Annotated in this window: 10 protein-coding genes and 2 pseudogenes; 10 read left to right on the top strand and 2 right to left on the bottom strand. The window is 74.7% G+C overall.

Annotated features, from left to right (window positions below):
• Together GA0115234_RS28265 and GA0115234_RS28260 are read left to right on the top strand one after the other, a co-directional pair.
• The coding region (locus GA0115234_RS28265; protein ID WP_141718494.1) for a lonely Cys domain-containing protein at positions 1–3,331 on the top strand (3,331 nt) is incomplete at its 5' end.
• Positions 3,280–10,548, top strand: a complete 7,269-nt coding sequence (locus GA0115234_RS28260) for a hypothetical protein (protein WP_141718493.1) — start codon at positions 3,280–3,282, stop codon at positions 10,546–10,548. The genes GA0115234_RS28265 and GA0115234_RS28260, both read left to right, overlap by 52 nt.
• 171 nt (positions 10,549–10,719) lie before the next feature.
• Here GA0115234_RS28260 and GA0115234_RS28255 read toward each other — a convergent pair whose 3' ends face one another.
• Both GA0115234_RS28255 and GA0115234_RS28250 read right to left on the bottom strand, forming a co-directional pair.
• A complete protein-coding gene (locus GA0115234_RS28255) occupies positions 10,720–11,628 on the bottom strand; it encodes an RICIN domain-containing protein (protein ID WP_093547342.1) in 909 nt (302 codons plus the stop codon).
• Between the two features lie 294 nt (positions 11,629–11,922).
• Positions 11,923–13,971, bottom strand: a complete 2,049-nt coding sequence (locus GA0115234_RS28250; RefSeq protein ID WP_093547340.1) for a hypothetical protein — start codon at positions 13,969–13,971, stop codon at positions 11,923–11,925.
• A gap of 635 nt (positions 13,972–14,606) precedes the next feature.
• On the opposite strand from GA0115234_RS28250, the gene GA0115234_RS28245 reads away from it, so the two are divergent.
• The 8 genes and pseudogenes from GA0115234_RS28245 to GA0115234_RS28215 all read left to right on the top strand — a co-directional run bounded on the left by GA0115234_RS28245 (position 14,607) and on the right by GA0115234_RS28215 (position 20,207).
• Positions 14,607–14,909 (top strand): hypothetical protein, encoded by a 303-nt coding sequence (locus GA0115234_RS28245; RefSeq protein WP_141718492.1) that lies wholly within the window; start codon positions 14,607–14,609, stop codon positions 14,907–14,909.
• Between the two features lie 359 nt (positions 14,910–15,268).
• Positions 15,269–15,934: pseudogene (locus GA0115234_RS28240) on the top strand (malate synthase A); the annotation flags it as partial.
• A gap of 44 nt (positions 15,935–15,978) precedes the next feature.
• Positions 15,979–16,800, top strand: a pseudogene (locus GA0115234_RS28235) (3-hydroxybutyryl-CoA dehydrogenase).
• 114 nt (positions 16,801–16,914) lie between these two features.
• Positions 16,915–17,400, top strand: a complete 486-nt coding sequence (locus GA0115234_RS28230; protein ID WP_093547336.1) for a glutaredoxin domain-containing protein — start codon at positions 16,915–16,917, stop codon at positions 17,398–17,400.
• Complete coding sequence (locus tag GA0115234_RS42560) at positions 17,397–17,570, top strand: hypothetical protein (RefSeq protein WP_161275686.1); 174 nt, start codon at positions 17,397–17,399, stop codon at positions 17,568–17,570. Before GA0115234_RS28230 ends, GA0115234_RS42560 begins: the two co-directional genes overlap by 4 nt.
• Before the next feature lie 65 nt (positions 17,571–17,635).
• A complete protein-coding gene (locus GA0115234_RS28225) occupies positions 17,636–18,106 on the top strand; it encodes a MarR family winged helix-turn-helix transcriptional regulator (RefSeq protein WP_093547334.1) in 471 nt (156 codons plus the stop codon).
• Positions 18,103–19,614 carry an MFS transporter gene (locus GA0115234_RS28220; protein WP_093547332.1) on the top strand — a complete coding sequence of 504 codons (1,512 nt, stop codon included), beginning with the start codon at positions 18,103–18,105 and terminating at the stop codon, positions 19,612–19,614. Before GA0115234_RS28225 ends, GA0115234_RS28220 begins: the two co-directional genes overlap by 4 nt.
• The gene (locus tag GA0115234_RS28215) at positions 19,611–20,207 is read left to right on the top strand and encodes a cysteine hydrolase family protein (protein ID WP_093547330.1); all 597 of its coding nucleotides are present in this window, start codon (positions 19,611–19,613) and stop codon (positions 20,205–20,207) included. Before GA0115234_RS28220 ends, GA0115234_RS28215 begins: the two co-directional genes overlap by 4 nt.
• The last annotated feature ends 89 nt before the right edge of the window (positions 20,208–20,296 follow it).

Here is a 20,296-nt window from a genome sequence, read left to right as displayed (position 1 = left end):
GCCGCCCGAGCTCGCCACGCTCGCGGCGGAGCTGCCCCGCCTCCCCGCCGCGGAACGCTCCGCGCGGGTCGCCGCGCTCTCGCCGGGCGAGCGCGCGGCGCTCGTCGCCGACCCCGGTCTCGTACGGGAGATGCGCGAGGCGCTGACCGGCGAGGAGTTCCGGGAGCTGGCGGCCGAGTGGCTCGTCGTCGTGCCCGAGGGCGTCCACGAGCCCGCCGACTCGCGGGCCGAGGCCGAGCGCCTCGTCGGGGAGATGACCGCCGACCCCGACGTCGCCGAGGCGCTCCTCACCGGGGGCCGGCAGCTCCTCGTGGTGCCCCGTGACGTCCCGTTCACCGGCCTTGAGGTCTTCCACGGCCTTCAGGGCGCCCCCGGCCGTTCCCTCGGCACCGCGCGCGGCGGCTTCGCCAGGGGCTACGCGGGCGTGCCCGAGGAGAACCTGCTCGGCGAGCCCGCCGCCGTCCACGGCGCGGGCACCTACGCGGACGGCTACTCCAGCGCCCGCCACGAGTGGGCGCACGCCGTCGAGTCCGTGCTCGACCCGGCGGACCAACAGCGGATCAAGGACGTCTACGAGGCGAAGCGGGCCGCCGAGGCGGCCGGCGAGACCGTGCACTGGCCCGACGGCCGCTTCCCCAACTACTCCTCCTCCGACGCGCACGAGTACTTCGCGCAGCTCACGACGGCCTACCACGCCGCGAACGCCGGGGTGGACGAGCTGTCCGGCTCCCGGCGCAACAACGGCGCGGACTGGGTGGAACAGCACGACCCGGCGCTGCTGCCGCTGCTCCGGCGGGTCTACGGGCCGGGGCGCCCGGCCGCGCGCGACGGGCTCGACAACCCCGTCGTGCTCAACAACTTCCGGGCCTTCTGGGGCCGCGTGGAAGGCACCGAGGACACCTCCTCCACGCCCCTCGCCGGGCAGCCCGCCGCCGCGTCGCGCGAGGACGGCGCGGCGGACGTACGCCGGGACGGGGCGCCGGGAGGCGCCGGGCAGAACACCCCCGGGCGGCGGACCGCGCCCGGCACTCCCGGGCAGCGGCTAGCCCCGCCCGCCGGGGAGGGCACCGCGACGCGCCCCGCCTTCGACCCCCGGCTCGTGGGTGTGCTGCGACGTGCCTTCGGTCCCGGCATCGAGCAGACCGGGCAGTTCTCCGGGCTGTACGGCGCCCTGCACACGCTCGTCGGGGCGTACGGGGCCACCCCGCGCTTCAGCGGCGTCCCGTTCGACCTGGACACCGTGACCCGTCACGTCCTGCGGACGGACCCGGCCGAGAACATCACCCCGCAGCGGCACATGGAGCTGTTCCAGACGATCTCCAGCGCCGCCCGGGCCGGTTGGGCGGGCGGGCTCCCCGGGCTCGTCGCCTACCGCGTGCGGCGGATGGGCGCGCTGGGCCCCGCCTCGGTCCTCACCGACGCCTCCGGCAACTTCCTCGGCCGCAACCTCACCGGCCACGCCGGGCTGACGCTCGACGTCGGCCAGGTCCTGAGCCCCGGCGCGGACGGCGACCTGCGTTCCGCCCCGGCGCCTTGGTCCGGGGAGCACCCGCACGTCGTCGTCGCCGAGCGCGAGGAGGAGACGGGCCGCGTCCTGGTGGCCGTCAACGGGGGCGGGACGGTCCCGCTCGACGAGGAGGAGTTCGCCGCGCTCGTAGCCGAGGACCCCGACCGTTCCCCCGAGGCACCCGTCGCCGTGGGTGTCGGGCCCCGTCAGGGCGGCACGTCGGAGAGTCTGTCCCGGCTGATCGCGGACGGCACGGCCACCCGCGCCTGGGGCGTCACCCGCCCCTTCCGGCTCCAGCCGGTGCCCGACGGGGCCCGCGCCTTCGCCTTCCCGCCGCCCGAGCCGGACGAGCAACCCGTACCGGTCGGCTCGTGGTTCCCGAGCGACCCGGGCCTCGTACCGGCCGGGCCCGAGGGACGGGTGACGGCGAGCGACGGCTCCACGTACCCCGAATCGGACGTGCGCTCGTACCCCATCGTGACCTCGGACGGCCAGGAGCTCACCGGTCGCGCCTATCTCGACGAGGCCGACATCGCCCGCCGAGAGGAGGCGCTGCGGGTGGTCTCCGAGATGACGCACTACTACAACGAGAGCGAGGCGATTCCCGGCCTCTCCACCGCCCGGCGGGGCCCGTTGATGCTGCTGCCGCGCGGACTCGCGGACGCGTACGTCGCCCTCGGCCACGGTGAGGGCGGCCGGGTCGTCCTGCCGATGCACAGCACCGGGCGCAACCACCAGGTCGCGCCCACGGAACTGGGCCGCGAGCTCCGCCGCCGCCCCAGCGTGCAGCGGCTGCGCCCGGACGTGCCGCTGTGGCTCCTGTGGTGCGAGATCGCCATGGTGCGGCCCGGCTCGGACCCGCTCGCCCGTCCGGCGGCGGCGCAGGAGGTCTCCAACCAGACCCGGCGCCACGTAGTGGCCTCCGACGCGCTGGTCGCGCTCGACGAGGGCGACGAGCAGCACCCTCCGGGGCTCATCAAGACCGACGACCCCGACCGGCCCCGGTACGACTGGCACCAGTTCCTGCCGGAACCCCTCGTGGACCGTCTCATCGCGCTCGCCGACCACGCCGGGCTGCCCGGGGACGTGGCGCGGCGCACGACCCGGGTCCTGCGCTGGGTGCGCGCTCTGCGCCTGACCTTCGGCTTCGACATCGACACGCGCCCCGATCGCCAGGGAGAATTTCTCGCCCTCGTCTCGGACTTCGGCGCGCTGGAGCAGCAACGCCTGTGGCAGGGCGGCGCGGAGGGGGCCGAGCCGCTCACGTGGCGGGTCCTGGAGGACCTTACGCAGGCCCACGCCCAGCAGTCGGGCCGCGCGGCGGGCCCGCTGACCGCCGGGACGCTGCACGGAATGCTCAGCGCGGCGGGCAACGGCACGCTGCGGCTCCCCGCACCCCGCGAGAGCGACGCGGTGCGCCAGGCGCCCCCGGCCCCGGGCCGCGCGGCCCCAGGCCCCTCCTCCCGCGTCCTGCTCGCTCCGCCGACGCCCACCCCCACGGCCCCGGCCCCGGGACGGGAGGCGGCGCCCGGCCGCTCCCGCGTCGCCGAGCTCGTCAGCAGGTACGAGGAGATGGCGCGGGCGTTCGACGACCACGAGCGGCGGGGCACACTGCCCGGACAGGAGCAGGAGCAGGAGCAGGAGCAGGAGCAGGAGCAGGAGCAGGAGCAGGAGACCCCCGCCCCGCCCCCCTGGACGAGCACCGCGCTCCGGCTCCGGTGGAGGAGGTGCGTGCTCCGGTCCTCGTTCCGGTGGAGGAGGTGCCCGCTTCCGTGGCGGACGTCCCCGTTTCCCCGGACGCCTACCTGGAGGAGCACGGGCTGACGCCGGTGCACATCCTGGCGGGCGGCGACACGCTCGCGGACGTGCTGACCGCCGTCGCCCCCGTCGAGACCGGCCGGCTCTCGCGGGGCGAACGACCCGCCACATCCGGTGAGTTGCGCGAAGGGTTCGCGAGCGCGCTCGCCACCGAGTTCGCCGTGCCCCCGGCGGAACGCACGCTCGGGCTGCCCGCGGAGGGCCCCCGGCCCGGCACCCCGCTCCTCCCGGCCGGTGAGCCGGACGCCCTCGTCCAGGGCGTGCGGACCGGCCAGGGCCCCGGCGCGTCCGAGTGGCTGACCCTCGCGGTCGCCGCCTCCGTACTGGACCTGCGCCTCACCGTGCTGCTGCCGGACGGCAGGACATGGACCGCCGGTCCGCGCGAGGGCCGCGCGGCGGTGCTGCTCCACCAGGAGAACCCCCCGCCGCACACCTCGCCCTGGCTCGCGACGGAGCCCGCCGACGCCGCCGCCCGGGAGCCCGCGCGCACAGTCGCCGCCACGCCCCCCGTGCGTACGGCGGCGGCGCCCCCGCCCGGCCGTACGGCGCCCGAGGTCTTCTTCGGCGTCGAGACCCGCCCGGTCCGCGAGGGCCCGCGCCCGGCCGAGACCGTCCCCACCCCGCCGCCCGCCCGCACGACGCCGCCCGAGCCCCGTACCGAAGCGGCCCCGCCCGTGGAGACCGGCACCACGACGGAGACGGTGGTCGAGGACGAGACCAGGACGGTGGTGCCGCCGGTCGAGGACGAGACCACGACTGTCGTACCGCCCGTCGAGGACGAGACCACGACGGTCGCGCCGCCCGTCGCGACGGAGACGGTGCCCGCCTTCTCGCCGTACATCCAGACCTACGGTGCGCGGCACGACGGCTCGGTCGGTTTCGTGGCCTACGAGGTGCCCTCCGACGAGGTCCTGCACGGCCTGCGCGAGCAGGTCATGGCCGCGCTCGGTGTCGAGGCGGGAAACCCGCACGAGGAGGCGGTGCGCGCCCATCTCGACCGCGTGCTCGACTCCACCGAGACCGCCGGGAACCTCCCGGCGGTCCGCGGCCCCCGGGGCCACCGCGTCACGGTGCCCGTCGGTGACGTGGAACGCACGGTGGACGTGCGCCTGCGTCTGACCGGGCCAGGCCCCGACGCGCGTACCGGTGTCAGCCGGTCCCTGCCCCGTACGCGGCGCCTTGAGCGGCAGAGCGAGGGCGTCCAGGCCCTCACGTCGGCGCAGAACTCCGGTACCGCGCGCACCGTGTCCCTGCCCTACCTCGCGCTCCCCGAGGTCGCCTCGGGACCGCTGCGCTGGGTCTCCGTCACGGTGGCCCCCAGCCTGACGCTCCGGCAGCGCTCGCTCAACATCGGCGTCAGCGAGAGCCTTTCGGTCAAGATCCTCCAGCGCGCGGGCGACGACGCCCGTTCGGTACGGTTCGACGGGGCCTGGCAGGTCCGCGTGGACGCCGAACCGGCCGCCGCCGACGGCTGGGACACCGAACAGGTCCACGGCCCGCTGCACGTCTGGTTCCCCGGGAACCGGGTCGGCGCGGAAGGGGACGCCGCCGAACTGCCGCGCGCCGCCGGGCTCGACACCTTCCCCCTGTGGGGGGTCGAGGACATCCTCGACGCGGGCCTCCTGACACGACAGGTGCTCGACCATGAGGACCTTCCCGCGCAGCGCGACCTCGGTGCGGAGTCCCGGGCGGCTCTGGAGGACTTCCTGGACGAGCAGCTGACACGCGGCTCACTGCACCTCCAGCGCGACCGGGGGGTCAGGTCCCCGCTCCTCACTGACGCCGACGGCACCGTCATCGGCTTCGTCCTCGTCCGCGCCGTCGTCACGCCCGGCACGCCGTACCACCGGACGGCCGACGGGGACAAGGCGCTGGAGGTCCGCTTCACGCACAGCTCCGGCACCGACCGCTCGGCCCGTGTCGTCAGCGGTGCGGGCATCGGCGTCGCCTTCGCCCCGATGTTCACCTCCCGGACGGAGCAGGGCCACCCCGGTGCCGCCGACCACTGGGGTGGAAGGTTCCAGTTCAGGAGCGCGCCCTCCTGGCAGTCGGGCGACGCGCTCAACACCGGTGCCAAGTCGGGCATGATGCACGGCCTCACCACCTCCAGCGGTCAGCTGCTGACGCCCGCGGACCTCACGTACGAGGTGACGTTCGTCCGGGCGGGCGGCGGGACGCAGGGCCCGGTCCGGATCGCGCGCGGCGAGGAGAGCGTCCAACTGCGGCTGCTGCCCCACGACACCGTCGCGGGGGCGGCGCCCACGGAGGAGGAGCGGCGCGGGCTGCCGCCCCACCTCGACAGCCTCTCCGCCATCGGGTACACCGCCGTCCCCCTCTCGCTCGAAGGGGCCGACGAGGTCTTCGACCGGGCCGAGGCGCGGCTGCGCGCCCTCCACTACCTGCCGCCGCTGGAGCACCAGCCCTGGGAGGGCCGTATCCAGCGGCGGCGCGCCCGTGCCCAGTTGGTGAACCTCCAGCGGTTCGAGCAGCTGCGCTCCGGCATCGGCCGGGCGACCGCGCTCCCGGACGGCGTCGAGGGCGGCAGGCCCGTCTGGTTGGACCTGCCCGGCCTGACGGGCGGCAGCACGCGTGTCGAACTGCGCATGACCATCACCCGGGACCGCATCCCGCGCACCGGGGAGACCGGACCGCCCGCCGCGACGCACGAGCTGCGGCTGCCGGACGTCGAGACCGTCGCCACCGGCTCCCACGAGGCGCGCGGCACCCGCGAACGGTCCACCGCGCTCGGTCTCGACCTCAGCATCGGCGGAGGCCCGCGCCAGCCCGCCGGAAACTGGTCGGTGGACTACCTCGTCGACGGCACCCACGCCCGTACGTGGGCGCGCTCCGCCACCGCGGGCTCCGCCGTCGCGAGCGAGCAGGCCAACACGAGCAAGAGCGGGGGGACGGAGATCTTCGCCGTACCCGCCCGGCTCGCGCTCGACCTCTACCAGGGCACCTCACAGGTGCCGGTGGCCCGCTTCGCCGAGCCCCCGGCGCCACCGCGCCCCGCGACGGACGCCGCCCCCCGGCCGGTGACCACCGCCGGTACGGACACCGGCACCGAGGTCCCGGGCCTCAGGGACGTCCCGCCCGGCACCGAGACCGTCCCGCTCAGGGACCTCGCCCCGGAAACGGAGACCGCACCGCGTACGGACACCGAGCCCGGTACGGACGCGGAGCCCCGTACCGACGCCGAGCCCCGTACGGAGGACGCCGATCCCGAGGGCGGGATCGTGCCTCCGCAGGGGGAGGCGCAGCCTGCCACGGCGCCCGTCGTCGTCCGGCTCGCCGTCGCGCACCACCGCACCCTGCCCCGCCCGGCGGACGCGGCGCCCGCCGAGGTCCCCGAGGTCCCGGGCTACACGATCCGCGCACCGCGCACCGGGACCGGAGCGGACAACGACCGCACGCTTCTCGGGCTCGTGGACGAGGAGGGGAACCCGCTGCCCGGCGTCACCAAGCTCCTCGACGAATCCAACGTGGACCTCTTCCGGGCCACGGAGGCGATCCAGGCCGCTCTGCGCCTCTTCGCCTCCGGCGACTACCCCGGCCGGCCGGAACGCGGCACCTTCGGCCAGCTGTCCGATTGGGCCCGGCAGGCCGCCGCCCTGCCGGGCGTGCGCCCGGTGAGCGAGCGTCTGGTGGGCCAGGACCCGCGGGACAGGGGCACCTTCGCGAACGAGGCGGCCTACCAGCAGACACGGGTCTCCAGCCTCCTCGGCCGCGCGCACCAGATCCTCAACGGCGTCTACACCGTCGAGGGGATCGTCCTGCCGGGACTCGGCGCCGACCAGCACCTCGCCGTGGACGTGGAGGGATACCTCCACCACCCCACGCTCGACGAGGAGTTCGCCACCCACGGCCAGAACGACGTGAACGCCACGGACATCGCCGCCGAGCGACGTACGACGAGCAGCTCCACCACCCGCGCCTTCGGGGTGACCGGCCTGCGGGGCGCGCCCCGCCCCACGCCCGAGGATACAGTCGCCCGCATCGTCCGGGGCAACATCGGCGGTACGGGCTCCCGTACGCACCGCGGCGAGCACGTCGAGGACACGTCCTCCAGCAGCGCAACCGTGCGCGGCGGCACCGAGGGCGCGGCCCAGCACCCCATCACGGCCGACCTCACCCTGCTGCTCACCATCCGGCACGGCACGGCCAACGTCGTCGGCAACGCGGTGGGACTCGGCAGCGGGAACGACATCACGCTCGCCATCGACGTGCCGCGCGCCGTCCAGTTCCGGCTCTACCCGGGGCAGCTCATCCGCGAGGCGCGGTGGTTCAGCGGGATCGAAGGGCTCGTCGTGCCGACGGCACCGCAGTACACGGTGTCGCTCCCGGACGACTTCGTCCGCACGCGCGAGCCGGGATTCGGCGCCGTCCTCTCGGTCACCCAGCTCGACGACCCGGTCACCCGCCGCCCGCGCCGCAACCGCATGTGGCACGAGGTCACCCGGCTCGTGGAGCGCGTGGCATCCGGCGTCACCCGGCCCGGGAACATCGCCCACCTCCCCGGCGTCGCAGCCCTCGTCGCCGACCAAACCTCGCCGACGCGTCTGCGGACGCTGCCGACACGCGGTTCGGTCAGCCTGTGGTTCCGGTACGGGGCCCGCGCCGACGCCCACCTCGTCGAGGTGACGCTGCGCGCCGAGCCCGAGGCGCAAACTCCGGGCCTGCGCGAGATCCAGGGCCGCCCCGCCGGGGAGAAGACGGGCGTGGAGCAGCAGAACACGCACGCCCCGGACAACAGGATGGAGAGCGACACCGTCTCCCGTACCGTCACGGGGCTCCTCGACCTCGGGCTGCGCGACCCGCGTCCGGGCACGTCCCGCTACACGGACCGCTGGTCCCTGCTGCCCTCGGCCGTCCAGGGGCGCGCCCTCACTCGGCGCTCCGAGCGCACCGCCGACGACCGCTTCTGGCAGCGCTCCGACAACGTCGCGGACTTCGACCGCGTCGGCTACCGCTTCACCGTCTCGGCGCGCACCAGCCTCATCCCCGAATCGCTCTTCGACCTGGTCGGCGGCCTCCTGGGCCGGGGGCTCGCGTCGACGGCGGACCGGGGAGAGCGCTACTGGCTCCCGGCGTTCCTGAGCGGCTTCTTCCACGGGGCACCCGCGCAGGAGGTGGTCGTCCCGGCCGACGTGGCGCTGCGCTTCGCGGGCTCCGACAGCGTCGCCCGGACCGACACGGGGCACACGGCGGACGGCGTCCGCCAGTGGACCCCGCTGCCCGCGCGGGTCACGGAGAGCGACCCGCTGCTGACCCCCGCCGAGGAGGAGACCACCCCGGCCGGGGCGCGCACCCTGAGCGCGCACCCCCGGTTCGTGCCCACGAGCACCACACCGCTGAGCCACTTCAACGCCTTCCCGGAGCTGGCCGAGGCGATCCGGGCGGTCTCACCGGGCATCGAGGGCCACTGGGGCCTGACGGCCGACGCCCACCCCGACGCGGGCAACGCGCGCCTGACCGAACTCGCCCAGTCCGGGCGCCCGGCGGCGCTGACCGGACCGGCCACGGCGGCCGGTCTCCACCCCCGGATGCCCGGCGGCTGGCCCGTGATCAGCGGCACCGAATCGCCCGTCACCCTCCAGGTGACCGTGCACGACCCGCGCCCCTTCGCACCGGGGGCGGCGGACATCGCGGCGGACGGCGCCAGGACCCGTACGCGCGTCGCCGTGAGCACCGCCACCAACAGCCGGGGCCTGGAGCTGGGGCAGCGCTTCGCACTGAGCGCCACGCCGCGCAACGACCATGTGGCCGGTACCGGTCAGCCGTTGCTCTCCGCGCAGCCCGCCACCGGGGGCAGCGACAGCTCGGTGACCACCGGGAGCCAGAACCGGGTCAAGAACGGCACGACCTCGGCGGGCGACACGTACACGTACCTGGCGCACGCCGACGTCGTCGTCACCGTGACCGGGCCCGAGGGGGTCCGGTGGGTGACCGGCAGTGCCACCGTGCGGGCCGGGGAGCGCGACCTGCTCGGCTACGGCGTCGTCACCACGCCGTCCGTGCCCTGGGCGTACGACCTGCCCTCGGTGGTCCGCGAACGCCGGGCCGACGAGGACCGGGCGCGGCGCGCCGCGCCGGACGAGGGAACGGCCCCCGCGCCCGCCCGCACCCCGGCGGACCCCGGCGCCTGGCGCACCGAGCCGGTCACCGAGCTGCCCGCCCTGCTCGCCTCCGGGATCGACCCCGAGCAGGAGGCCGTGCAGTTCTGGCTCGACCTCGGCGCCGACCCGGACGCCTCCGCGCTCGCGCACGCGCTCTACGTGGGGACCCGCGTCGCCGCGATCTCCCACCGCCGTGTGGAACTGGCCGTACGCGGCACCACGGGGCTGAGGTTCTGGCCCATCGAAGCCGACGGCTCCCTCGCGGACGTCACCCCGGCCACGAGTGGCGGCTGGGAGCAACTGCGCCGGGCCGTCGACGCGTACACCCGGGCGGTGGACCGGGAGGCCGCGGCCGTGGCGGCCCAGCAGCCGCTGGACGCACGCCTGCCGGACCTGCGCCGGCAGGTCGCGGAGGCGGACGGGAACCGTCGGCAGCGGCAGTCCCGGATGGAGGAGGCGGAGGCACTGTACACGGCCGCCCACGACACGCACACCGCCCTCGTCACCGAGCGGAACACGCGACGGGAGGAACTGGGGCAGGCCGGGCGCGACCTCACGGAGCGGCAGGCCGAGGTGACCGCCGCGGAGCGCGATCTCGCGGCCGCCGACGAGGACGTGCGCGCGGCGGCGCGGGCCGTCGCCCCCGCACCCGACGGCACGCCCGCCCCGGAGTCGGCCGCGCACGCCCTCCCACGCGCCGAGGGCAGGCAGCGCGACGCGGTGCGCGCGCTCGGCGCCAGGGAGGAGGGGGAGCGGACCGCGCGGCGCGAGGTGGACCGGCTCACCACTGAGGTCGGCGGCCTGGACCGCGCCATCGCGAACGCCGAGCGCGTCATGGACGACAACCGGCAGGAACGCGACAGGGCCCGGGGCAGGCACCGGGACGCCGTCGCGCGGTACGAGACCCTGGACGGCGAACGCGCGCGGGTGGAGGAGCGCTTGGAGGCCCTGCGCGGGGACCAGCAGGCCCACGCCCAGCAGGCACGCGACGCCTGGGCGAACATGCCGGGCCCGGCCGGGCGGCTCAGCGCCGACCGCTGCGCCGAGCGGACCGGAGGCTCCGGCTTCCCGCTCGACACGCTCACCCCGGGACCGCGCGGGCGGTGATCCCCGGGGGCGGCCCCGGGGGTCACCCTCGGGGCCGGTGCGCCGCGCGGTCGGCACCCGGTGCGCCGCGCGGTCGGCACCCGGTGCGTCGTACGCGAAGGCCCCGGCGGGAGATCCCCGCCGGGGCCTTCGAGACTGCCCGGGTCGTTGCCCCGGACCGGTGCTGCCGGGTCAGCCGACCACGGTCCAGCGGCTGTCGGCGTCCGTACCGCAGTCGTCGAGCTGGAGCTGCGTGGCGCGGGCCATGGAGTCGTCCTTGACCTCCATGCACAGGTGGTTGCTCGCGTAGTTGCGCACGCGCACCGTGCCGTCCCCCACCGGGTCCAGCCACCACAGCTGGTTGTCCCGCGTCGAGCCGTCGCATTGCGCCTCGATGAGCTTCGTCGCGGGCGGCTGCGCCCCGAACATCGGGACGTCCAGGCACAGGCCGTCCTTGACGTTGGCGAACAGCACGAGGTCGGTGCCGCCGGGCCCCTGACCCGCGCCGCGCACCGACATGCTCCAGAGCTGGTTGTCCTTGTCGGTGCCGTCGCAGTAGTACTGCATGATCGGCTGGTTCACGGCGCCCTTGCCATAGCCGGAGACGTCGGCGCACATGCCGCTGTGCGCGTTCTTCAGCAGCACGCGGGAACGGCTCGCGTCCGCGAGCGTGCTCTGCTTCTTCTCCTTCGGCGCTTCCTCCTTCTTCTTCTTCTTCTTCTCCGCCTCCGGGGAGGGGGAGGTGACGGTGTCCACGGGCGGGAGGGCGGCGCCCGCCCCCGCTCCTCCGACGACGGGGTGCTTCGCCGGCGCCTTCTTCCCGGTCTCCCGGCCGCCGGTCGGCGAGGAGGAGGCCGAGGGGCTGATCCGCCGCTGCTGGGCGGCCAGGTGCTGCTGCTTGCTGTCCTCGTCGGACTGGTAGCTGCGCCACGCGCCGAGGCCCAGGGTGGCGCCCGCGGCGAGCGCGAGCAGGGCCGTGGCCCCGGCGATCCTGGTGCCCACGCGGGAGCGTTCGCCCGGTTGCTGGGCGGTCTTCGTCAGCGCCTCGACGAACCGGGCCCGCTGTCGTCGTTTCGCGTCGTCCTGCTCGGTGTCACTCAACGCCCGTCCCCAAGTCAACGATGGTCCAACTGTTGGCAGCCGGTCGCTCCCGCTTCCGCCACTGCCGCCCCGCCCCCGTCCGGTCCGTGCGCCAGTCAACCAGCGCGCCCGCAGCCCCGGGCGGCACGCCGGACGCGGTGGGCACGGGATGGGCACGAACTGGACAGGGCCCGCGCGGCACGCCCACCCCGGGGGCGGGGCACGCGTCCTTTCGCGCGAATCCGCACGGCGCGAGTCTTTCACGGACCGCGCCCCCTGCGCGGCCGGGCGGTGCCCGGTACGGCCACCCCGCGTTCACCGCGCCGCCGTCCCGTACAGCTCCCGGTCCCGCAGCAGTTCGGCCGCCTTCGTCAGCGCCGCCGAGAGCCGCCGCCGGTAGGTGCTGAAGGACAGTCGCGCCCGGCTCGCCGCCGCCTGCTGGCTGCGCGGCCCGCTCAGATACGTGATCTCCAGGACCTCGCCGAGCTGCCGCTGCCCCGCGTGCGCGCGCAACTGCTCCACCGTCTGCGCGAGCACGTCGTGCAGCGCCGCCGCGTCCCCGCCCGGCGCCACCAGCCGGGTGCCGAGGAGCGGGTTCTCGGCGAGCTGCCGGAGGTCCTGCGCGTCGCGGTAGGCGTGCTTGACGGCCTCCGCGAACGCGGGCCACGGCAGCTCCGCCCCCGGCGGGCCGCTCGCCGGGGCGGGCAGCGCCGAGGGATCGTCCGTCAGCAGCCGCTCGCACAGCGCCGCCGCCCACGTGTCGAAACCTGTGCCCCGCCAGTCCTGTACGTACGGGAGCACCGCCTCGCCCTCCGCTCCCGGTACGGGGGCCTCGCGCAACTGCCCGTAGAGGCCGAGCAGCGCGGCGAGACCGGGCCGGTCCTGGACCGTGCAGGTCCAGCTCACCGCGAGCCTCGGCACCGTCGCCCACAGCGTCGTCAGCGCGAACGCCGCCGCCGCCGGGGGCCCCGTGCTCCACCGCGCGAGGAGCAGGCGCTCGCCGCGCCGCAGCGGGGCCCGCTCGCGGGTACGGGCCAGCGCGGCCCGCGCCACCGGGTCATCGGGCAGGCCCGTCATGCCCGCCTCCATCCAGGGGGCGACGAGCACGGCCACGAGCCCGCCGCCGTCCTCCGCGAGGGAGAAGGCGGACGGCTGCCGCTCCCACCACGCACGGGCCGTCGCGGCGGCGACCTGCCCGTGCTCCTTCGCGAGCGCGGCCAGCACCGCGTCCAGGTCCTCCGGGCGGGCCGTGCGCACGTGCAGACGGTCCGTCCCCTCCCAGTCCACCGCCTCCCGCACCGCACGGTTGACCCGCCCCAGGTGCGCGAGCCCCGCCCCGAGCGCCCAGCGCCCCCCGGTGCGCTGGGCCAGTCGCTCCGTCAGGTGGGCGTGCACCCTGCGGTGCAGGCGCTCGTACTTCTCCAGGCCGCGCCAGCGCAGGTCCACCACGAGCGCCTTCCGTACGAGCGGGTGCGGCACCAGGCCCTCGGCGGTGCTGCGCACGAACGACAGCCCGCGCAGCCAGTCGCCCAGCGCGTGCGCCTCCGCCACCGGCACGCCCAGCGTGTGCCGTACCAGCTCCTCCGTCGTGACCCGGGCCAGCGCGAGCACCGCGAGGGCGTCGCGCCTGGTGGGGGAGGGGTTCTCGCGCAGCAGCAGCCGAAGCAGTTCGCCCACGAGTTCCGGCGCGTCCTCCAGCGCGGCGCCAGGGCCGGCCCCCCCGGTCTCCGAGCGCTGGCGTGCCTCCGCGAAGAGCGCCAGGGCCAGCGGCAGCCCGTGTGCGGCCCGTGTCAGGGCCGGTACGGCCGTCTCGGGGACGTCCCGGTCGCGCAGCAGCCGGGCCGACTCGGCGTCACTCATCGCGCCGAGCACGGCCGTGTGCAGCAGGTCCCACCACTGCGGATCGGTGCGCCACTCGGCCGAGGGGGGCCACCGCGCGCCCACGAGGACCGGCCGGTCGGCGGGCAGGCCGGGCAGGAACACGTCCCGCAGCCACGCCTCCAGCGGGCCCAGCAACTCCCCGGAGTCGATGACGAGCAGTTCCGTCCCCGCCGGTGCCCCCTGCGCCTCCAGCGCGCCGAGGAAACCTTCCGGTGTCGGCGCGGTGCTGCGCATGTCGATCACGCGGACTGTCCTGCCCTCCTCCTTCGCCTCGGCCACGAAGCGGCGCAGGAGCGTGCTCTTGCCGACGCCCGCCATGCCGTGCAGCCACAGCACCTGACAGCCGGGCTGCTCACCGAGCAGCGACTCCCGCAGTAACCGCAGTTCGGCGACCCGGCCGGTGAAGAGCCGACGCCGCCGGGCCGTCGCCACCCTCGCGGGGGAAGCGGCGCCCTGCGCCTGGGTGAGGGGGGGAATGTGCATGGTCTACCTGTCGGACTGCTCAGGGTCGCCGTCGGGAGGCGTGGCGGCGCGGGAGGGACGGGGAGGGGGAAGGGACGCCCGGAGGGGGGTGCGGGGCGGGCGGCGGAGGGCCGGTCGCCCGGCCCCCTCCGCGCGTACCCCCCGCCACCCCGGGGGGAGCCGCGCGCTCCGGACGTGGACGCGACGCGGTCCCCCGCCGCACCACGGGCCGCGCAAGGAACTGCATGGGTAACCGCCTCCGACCTCACCGGACGGGATGTCTCTCCCGTCTCCGCCACCCCGCGCGCGGCCCCGGACACACACTTCCCCCGCCCGCGCCGACCCGCTCCGCCGGGCGGCGAACGGCTCGCCGCCCGCAGTAACAGACGACGCAGGCGTCCCGCCGGTTGCACCCACGGAGCCCCCTCGCGTGTGTGGATCGCATTCGAAACACGCGAAAGGGACCGTACCCCTCCCGTTTCCCCCCACCCACCGCGCACACCCCTGTCAGCCGCCTGACGTTCACCACGACATCGTTCCGCGCCGGACGTCCCCTGGGCACGGCGTGAGGCGAGCCCTCCGGGAAGCGGACGCCGTGCCCTCGTCACGCTGGTGCACGGGGGCGACCGGGCCCGCACGGGATCCGCTCCCCTCGCGTGACCGGAAGAGCGAAGACCGCCATGACCCCGACCCCGCACACCGTTCCCCTCCGCGTGCTCACCGCCCTCGCCGCCGAGACCCCGCCCGGCCCGGGACGCGGGCTGCGCCTCGCGCTCCAGCAGGGGCAAGGCCCCCTCGGCACCCCCGAGGCGGTCCGCGCCGATCTGCGCCGCGTGGACGAGGCGCTCGTCCTCGCCGCTCGCTACCGCGCCCAACTGTGCGCCTTCCCCGAGCTGATGCCGTCGAGGAGACGTCGCAGGAGGGGAAGGAGCGGGTCACACTCGGGAGTGTTGCGATGAACGAGTGCGGTCCAGACTGTTGTGAGGCCCGGCCAGGCCGAGAGCGATACTGCAGGAGCGACAGCTGCCGACCACCAGCTGACTGCTGCGAGGTACAGATCTGCCGGATCGACACCCGCTGCCCCGGCTTCAGCCAGCGTCAAGTGGTCGGCTTTGGAAGTCCTTCGGGGGTTGACATGCGGTCAGGTCGACTGGGCGGTGGGGAGGAGGTGCAGACCGCACATGCAGTCCAGTGCGTGCTCGGGGGAACCGTCGAAGCTGACGGTGGGCGGTCGGCTGGCCTGGGGTGGGGGTGACTGCAGACAGATGCCGAACGGGAGGTCGTGCGAGGTGTGAATGTGCCGATCGGCAGGTAGTCCCGGTCTTCCACCGAGCTGCTGGTCCGCACCTGCCACAAGCGGGGCGCTCATGCGATCGGCGGCATGGCCGCGCAGGCGCCCGGCAAGGACCCGGCGGCCGACGAGGTGGCACTCGCCAAGGTACGCCTGGACAAGGAACGGGAGGCCGGGGACGGATTCGACGGCTCCTGGGTCGCCCACCCGGGGCTCGTCCCGGTGTGCCGGGAGGTGTTCGACGGGGTACTGGGCGACCGCCCCGACCAGAGGGACCGGACTCGGGACGACGTGGAAGTGGGGCCGGCGACCTGTTGGCCGTGCGGAAGGTCGGAGGCCCGCCCCCCGAGGAGGGCGTGCGCACCAACATCGCCGTCGCCCTGCGCTACTTCGACGCCTGGCCGCGCGGGCGGGGTGCCGTGGCCCTGCACGGGCTCATGGAGGACGCCGCCACCGCCGAGATCGCCCGTGTGTAGATCTGGCAGTGGCTGCGGCACCGGGTGATCGACCGGGAGACCGTGGGGCGCGTCCTGGACGAGGAGCTCGCCGCGCTCGGCGCCGAGTCCCCCCTGGGCGGCACTGCGCGAGATACGGGACCTGTTCGAGAAGACCGCTCTCGCAAGTGAACTCCCGCTCTTCTTCACACCCTTGGCATACTCCGCTCATCTCGTACGGACTGCGGGGCCGCGGGCACGAGCGCGCACATCCGGCGCGTGGGCGTCGCCGGTGGCGGTCGGATGGGTGCGGGCATCGCCGAGGCGTGCGCGCGGGCCGGACGACACCGTGGTCCGCGAGGCGACCAGCCCGGCGGCGCGTGCCGCCCGCGAGCGGATCGGCGCCTCGCTCGAAAGGGCCGTGCAGCGCGGCAGGCTCGACCGGCTCTCGGCCGAGGCGGCGCCCGGCCGGATCTCGACCACCGTGGAACTCACCGATCTCGCGGACCGGCACATGGTGATCGAGGACGTCCGGGCCAAGACCGAGGTGTTCACCGCACTCGACAGGATCGTCGCCGATCCGGCGGCGATCCTGGCCACCAACACCTCCTCCCTTCCCGTCATGCGCCTCGGCATGGCCACCGGCCGCGCCGACCGGGTCGTCGGACCGCACTTCTTCAACCCCGTGCCCGTCCTCCCCCTCGTCGAGGTGGTCACGACCCTCCACACCACGACGGCCACCGTGGCCGAGGTGACGGACTTCGCGACGAACACGCTGGGCAGGACGGTCGTCCGCTCCGAGGACGGAGCGGGCTTCGTGGTCAACGCCCTTCTGATCCCGTACCTGTGGTCGGCGATCCGCATGCCGGAATCGGCTTCGCCTCCGCCTCGGATGTCGGCCGCGGTATGGAACGGGGCTGCGCCCACCCCCTGGGCCCGCTCAGGCTCGCGGACCTGGTCGGCCTCGATACGGTCGCCGCGATCGCCGATTCGCTGTACGACGAGTTCCGGGAACCCCTCTACGCCCCACCCCCGCTGCTCCGGCGGATGGTGGAGGCGGGGCTCCTCGGCCGCAAGACCGGCCGTGGGTTCCACGCGTACGACCGGGCCCAAGAGGCCGGGTGACGGCACGGGTTGAGCCGGCGAGGGGTACGCCACTGCACAGCACCCCCATGCGGCATCGGGCCGACCGGGCCGGATCTCCGCGGACGGTCTCGACCACCGATAGCCTTCATCCTCATGATGCGCGCCTGGATCCTGCCGATACTGCTGGTGCTCTGTGGCTCAGCTCTGGCGACGGGGTCGACCGTCAGCGGGAACCCCGGCACAGCCTCCGCGGTTCTGGTCGCCTTCGTTCTGCTCGCAGCCGTGAACTCGCCTCTGATCTTCCCGAGGTCGATCGGCGCGCTGGAGGCGCAGCGCCGCAGCGCGGAGGACGGCCGACCGGTCGTCTTCTGGCGGCCCGGCTGCGCGTACTGCCTGCGCCTGCGCCTCCGGCTGGGCCGTGGCGCCCGCCGGGCGCTCTGGGTCGACATCTGGCGCGACCCGGCCGGGGCCGCGGCGGTGCGGGCGGTCAACGACGGCAACGAGACCGTGCCGACCGTCGTCGTGGCGGGCCGGCCGCACACCAACCCCGATCCGGCGTGGGTGCGCGAGCAGCTCTCCCTCCCGAGGCGGCGGGAAGGCCTCCGCGGGAGGAAGCCCTCTTCGGGATCCGAGCGGTGAACCAGTGGGTGTGCCTGGACGAGCGTGGCGGCGTTCCAGAAGGCGCGAGGGCCGAAGGGACAGTCCGGATCGAGGACGCGGTGCACAACGACCTCTACGACAAGGGAGAGCAGGTCACGCCCGCCGTCGAGAAGCTGGACGACTTCTTCGCCGCCCACCTGGCGGCGTGAACCACCGAGCAGAAAATTACGCAAGTAACTTGGCAAAGTTGCTTGTGTAGTCCTACGCTCGGACCATGAACGAGAACCACGGCCCTCAGCAGTCCGCCGCGACCGCGCAGCGTCTCAGCGACGCGATCAAACGGCTGCGCGCCCGGCTGCGCGCGGAATCGGGACAGCACGCGACGGGTCTGACCGCCACCCAGCTGGGTGTGCTGGCGGGCGTCGTGCGGGAGGGCCCCGTGACCGCGGCCCGGCTCGCCGCGCTGGAGCATGTCAGCGCGCAGTCCATCGCCCAGAGCCTGGCGGTGCTCAAGGCCGCCGGGCTGATCCACAGCGAGCCCGACCCGCGGGACGGCCGCAAGAAGCTGATGACCCCCGACCCGTCCGCGACGGAGCTGGTGGACAAGCTGCTCGCCGGTCGCGCCACCTTCCTCGCACGGGCCATCGACCAGGTCGTCGCCCCGGACGAGCGGAAGGACATGGAGAAAGCCATCGAGCTGCTGGAGCGTCTCGCCGAGGCCGATCCGAGTGACGGCGCCCTATGAGATCCGACCGCGCACAGGCCCACTCCACCGCGGACGGCACCGCGCGCGGGCCCTTCGCCTGGACGTTCACCACCCCGCTCTACGTGGGCGCCGCCCTCAACCCGATCAACAGCTCGATCATCGCGACGGCCCTGGTGCCCATAGCCGCCGAGCTGCGCGTTCCGGTGGGCAGCACCGCAGTCCTGGTCTCCTCGCTCTATCTGGCCAGCGCGGTCGCGCAGCCCACGGCGGGCAAGCTCGCGGAGGTACTCGGACCGCGCCGGGTCTTCCTCTCCGGCATCGTGCTGGTCCTGCTCGGTGGGCTGGCCGGCGGCCTCGGCCGCGACCTGGCGGCGCTGACCGTCGCCCGGGTCCTGATCGGTGTCGGCACCTCGGCCGCGTTCCCCTGCGCGATGGTGCTGATCCGACGCCGCGCCGAGGAGTCGGGCATGGACGCGCCGCCCGGCGGGGTGCTCGGCGGCCTCGCGATAGCCGGCATGGCCACCGCCGCCGTGGGCCCGCCGATCGGCGGCCTCCTGGTGGGAGCCGCGGGCTGGCGCTGGGCCTTCCTGATCAACATCCCGGTCACCGTGATCGCCATGGCGATGGCTCTGCGTCAACTGCCCGCGGACCCCGCGCACGACCGGGAGCACGGCGGCTTCCGCGCGGTCGCCGAGCGGATCGACCTGATCGGCATCGTCGGCTTCGCCGGATCGATGACCGCCCTGGTCGTCTTCCTGATGAGCCTCCCCCGCATCGAGTGGACCGCACTCGCCGTCTTCGTCCTGACCGCCGGGCCGACGGCCGCGTGGGAGCTGCGCAGGAGCGCGCCGTTCTTCGACTTCCGCGGCCTCGCCGCCAATGGCGCCCTCGCCCGCACCTACCTGCGCCAGGCGCTCACCCTGCTCGGTGTCTACTCGGTGATGTACGGCATGACCCAGTGGATGGAGGCCGCTCACGGCTTCTCCACGGTGGGGGCGGGACTCCTGCTGCTGCCCATGGGGGCCGTCTCCGCGCTGCTCTCGCGTCCGCTCGCCACCAGGAACCTGGTGCGCGGACCGCTGATCGCCTCGGCGGTGACCATGCTGCTCGGCTCGGCCGGCATCATGCTGCTCACCTCGCACAGCCCGGCGATCGCGATCGTGCTGGTCTCCCTGGTCTTCGGCGTCACGTCCGCCACCACCACGGTCGGCAACCAGACCGCCCTCTACCTCGCGGCCCCGCCCGAGGGGATCGGTACCGCCTCGGGTCTCTTCCGGACCTTCGGATACCTCGGCACCATCACCTCCGCCGTGATCGGCGGCATCGTCTTCCGCGACGGCGCGAGCGACCACGGTCTGCACACCCTCGGCCTCGTGCTGGTCGCGGCGGGCCTGGCGGTCCTACTGCTGACCGTCCTCGACCGCCGGCTGATGGGCCGCGGCACGGACCGCAGGACCGGTACACCCGACACCAGCGACTCCGCTGACCTCGGCGCAGTTCCCCGTGAAGTCCCCCGTGAGAACCGTGCCGAGGAGAACCCCGCGTGAGCACCCCCGACCTCCCCCTGATCGCCCCTGAGCGGACCGCCCTGCTGGCCATGGACTTCCAGAACGGAATCGTCCCCCTCGCCCCCGACAGCGACGCGCTCGTCGAGCGGGTCGGGAGCGCCGTTGCCGACGTACGTGCCGCGGGCGGCACCATCGGCCATGTCCGCGTCGCCTTCACCGAGGACGACTGGGCCGCGGTCCCCGGTACCAACAAGTCGTTCGGCGCGGTCGCCGCGGCGAAGATGCTGCACGACGAGAACCCCGCCTCCCGGATCGACGAGCGCCTCACGCCCCGGGACGGGGACATCGTCGTCCGCAAGATCCGCTACGGCTCGCTCTCCACCACCGATCTCCACGAACAGCTGCGCGTCCGCGGCATCGACACCCTGGTGCTCGCCGGGATCAGCACCAGCGGCGTCGTCCTGTCCACCCTCGTCGACACCGCCGACCGCGACTACCGCGTCTACGTCCTGTCCGACGGAACCGCCGACCCCGACCCCGAGACCCACCGGGTCCTGCTCGGAAAGGTGTTCCCTTCCCGCGCCCATGTCATCAGCACCACCGAACTGCGCGAACTGCTGCGGACCACCTGATCCGCTCGTCGCGAGGGCGAGGACGGCAGCAAGCCGTCCCGAAGCCGCAAGTCGTGTCCGTCCCGGCGGAACGACAGAACGGCGGACGC

It is taken from the genome of Streptomyces sp. DvalAA-43 (genome assembly GCF_900091725.1).
In the GTDB taxonomy this organism is placed as follows: Bacteria; Actinomycetota; Actinomycetes; order Streptomycetales; family Streptomycetaceae; genus Streptomyces; species Streptomyces pulveraceus.
Note: the sequence above shows the minus strand (reverse complement) of the source record. Positions and strands in the feature narration are given on the sequence as shown.

Coding starts and splice junctions, on each gene's coding strand:
- GA0115234_RS28250 (WP_093547340.1), bottom strand. CDS start 13,971: ATGCACATTCCCCCCCTCACCCAGGCGCAGGGCGCCGCTTCCCCCGCG.
- GA0115234_RS28230 (WP_093547336.1), top strand. CDS start 16,915: ATGATGCGCGCCTGGATCCTGCCGATACTGCTGGTGCTCTGTGGCTCA.
- GA0115234_RS28225 (WP_093547334.1), top strand. CDS start 17,636: ATGAACGAGAACCACGGCCCTCAGCAGTCCGCCGCGACCGCGCAGCGT.
- GA0115234_RS28220 (WP_093547332.1), top strand. CDS start 18,103: ATGAGATCCGACCGCGCACAGGCCCACTCCACCGCGGACGGCACCGCG.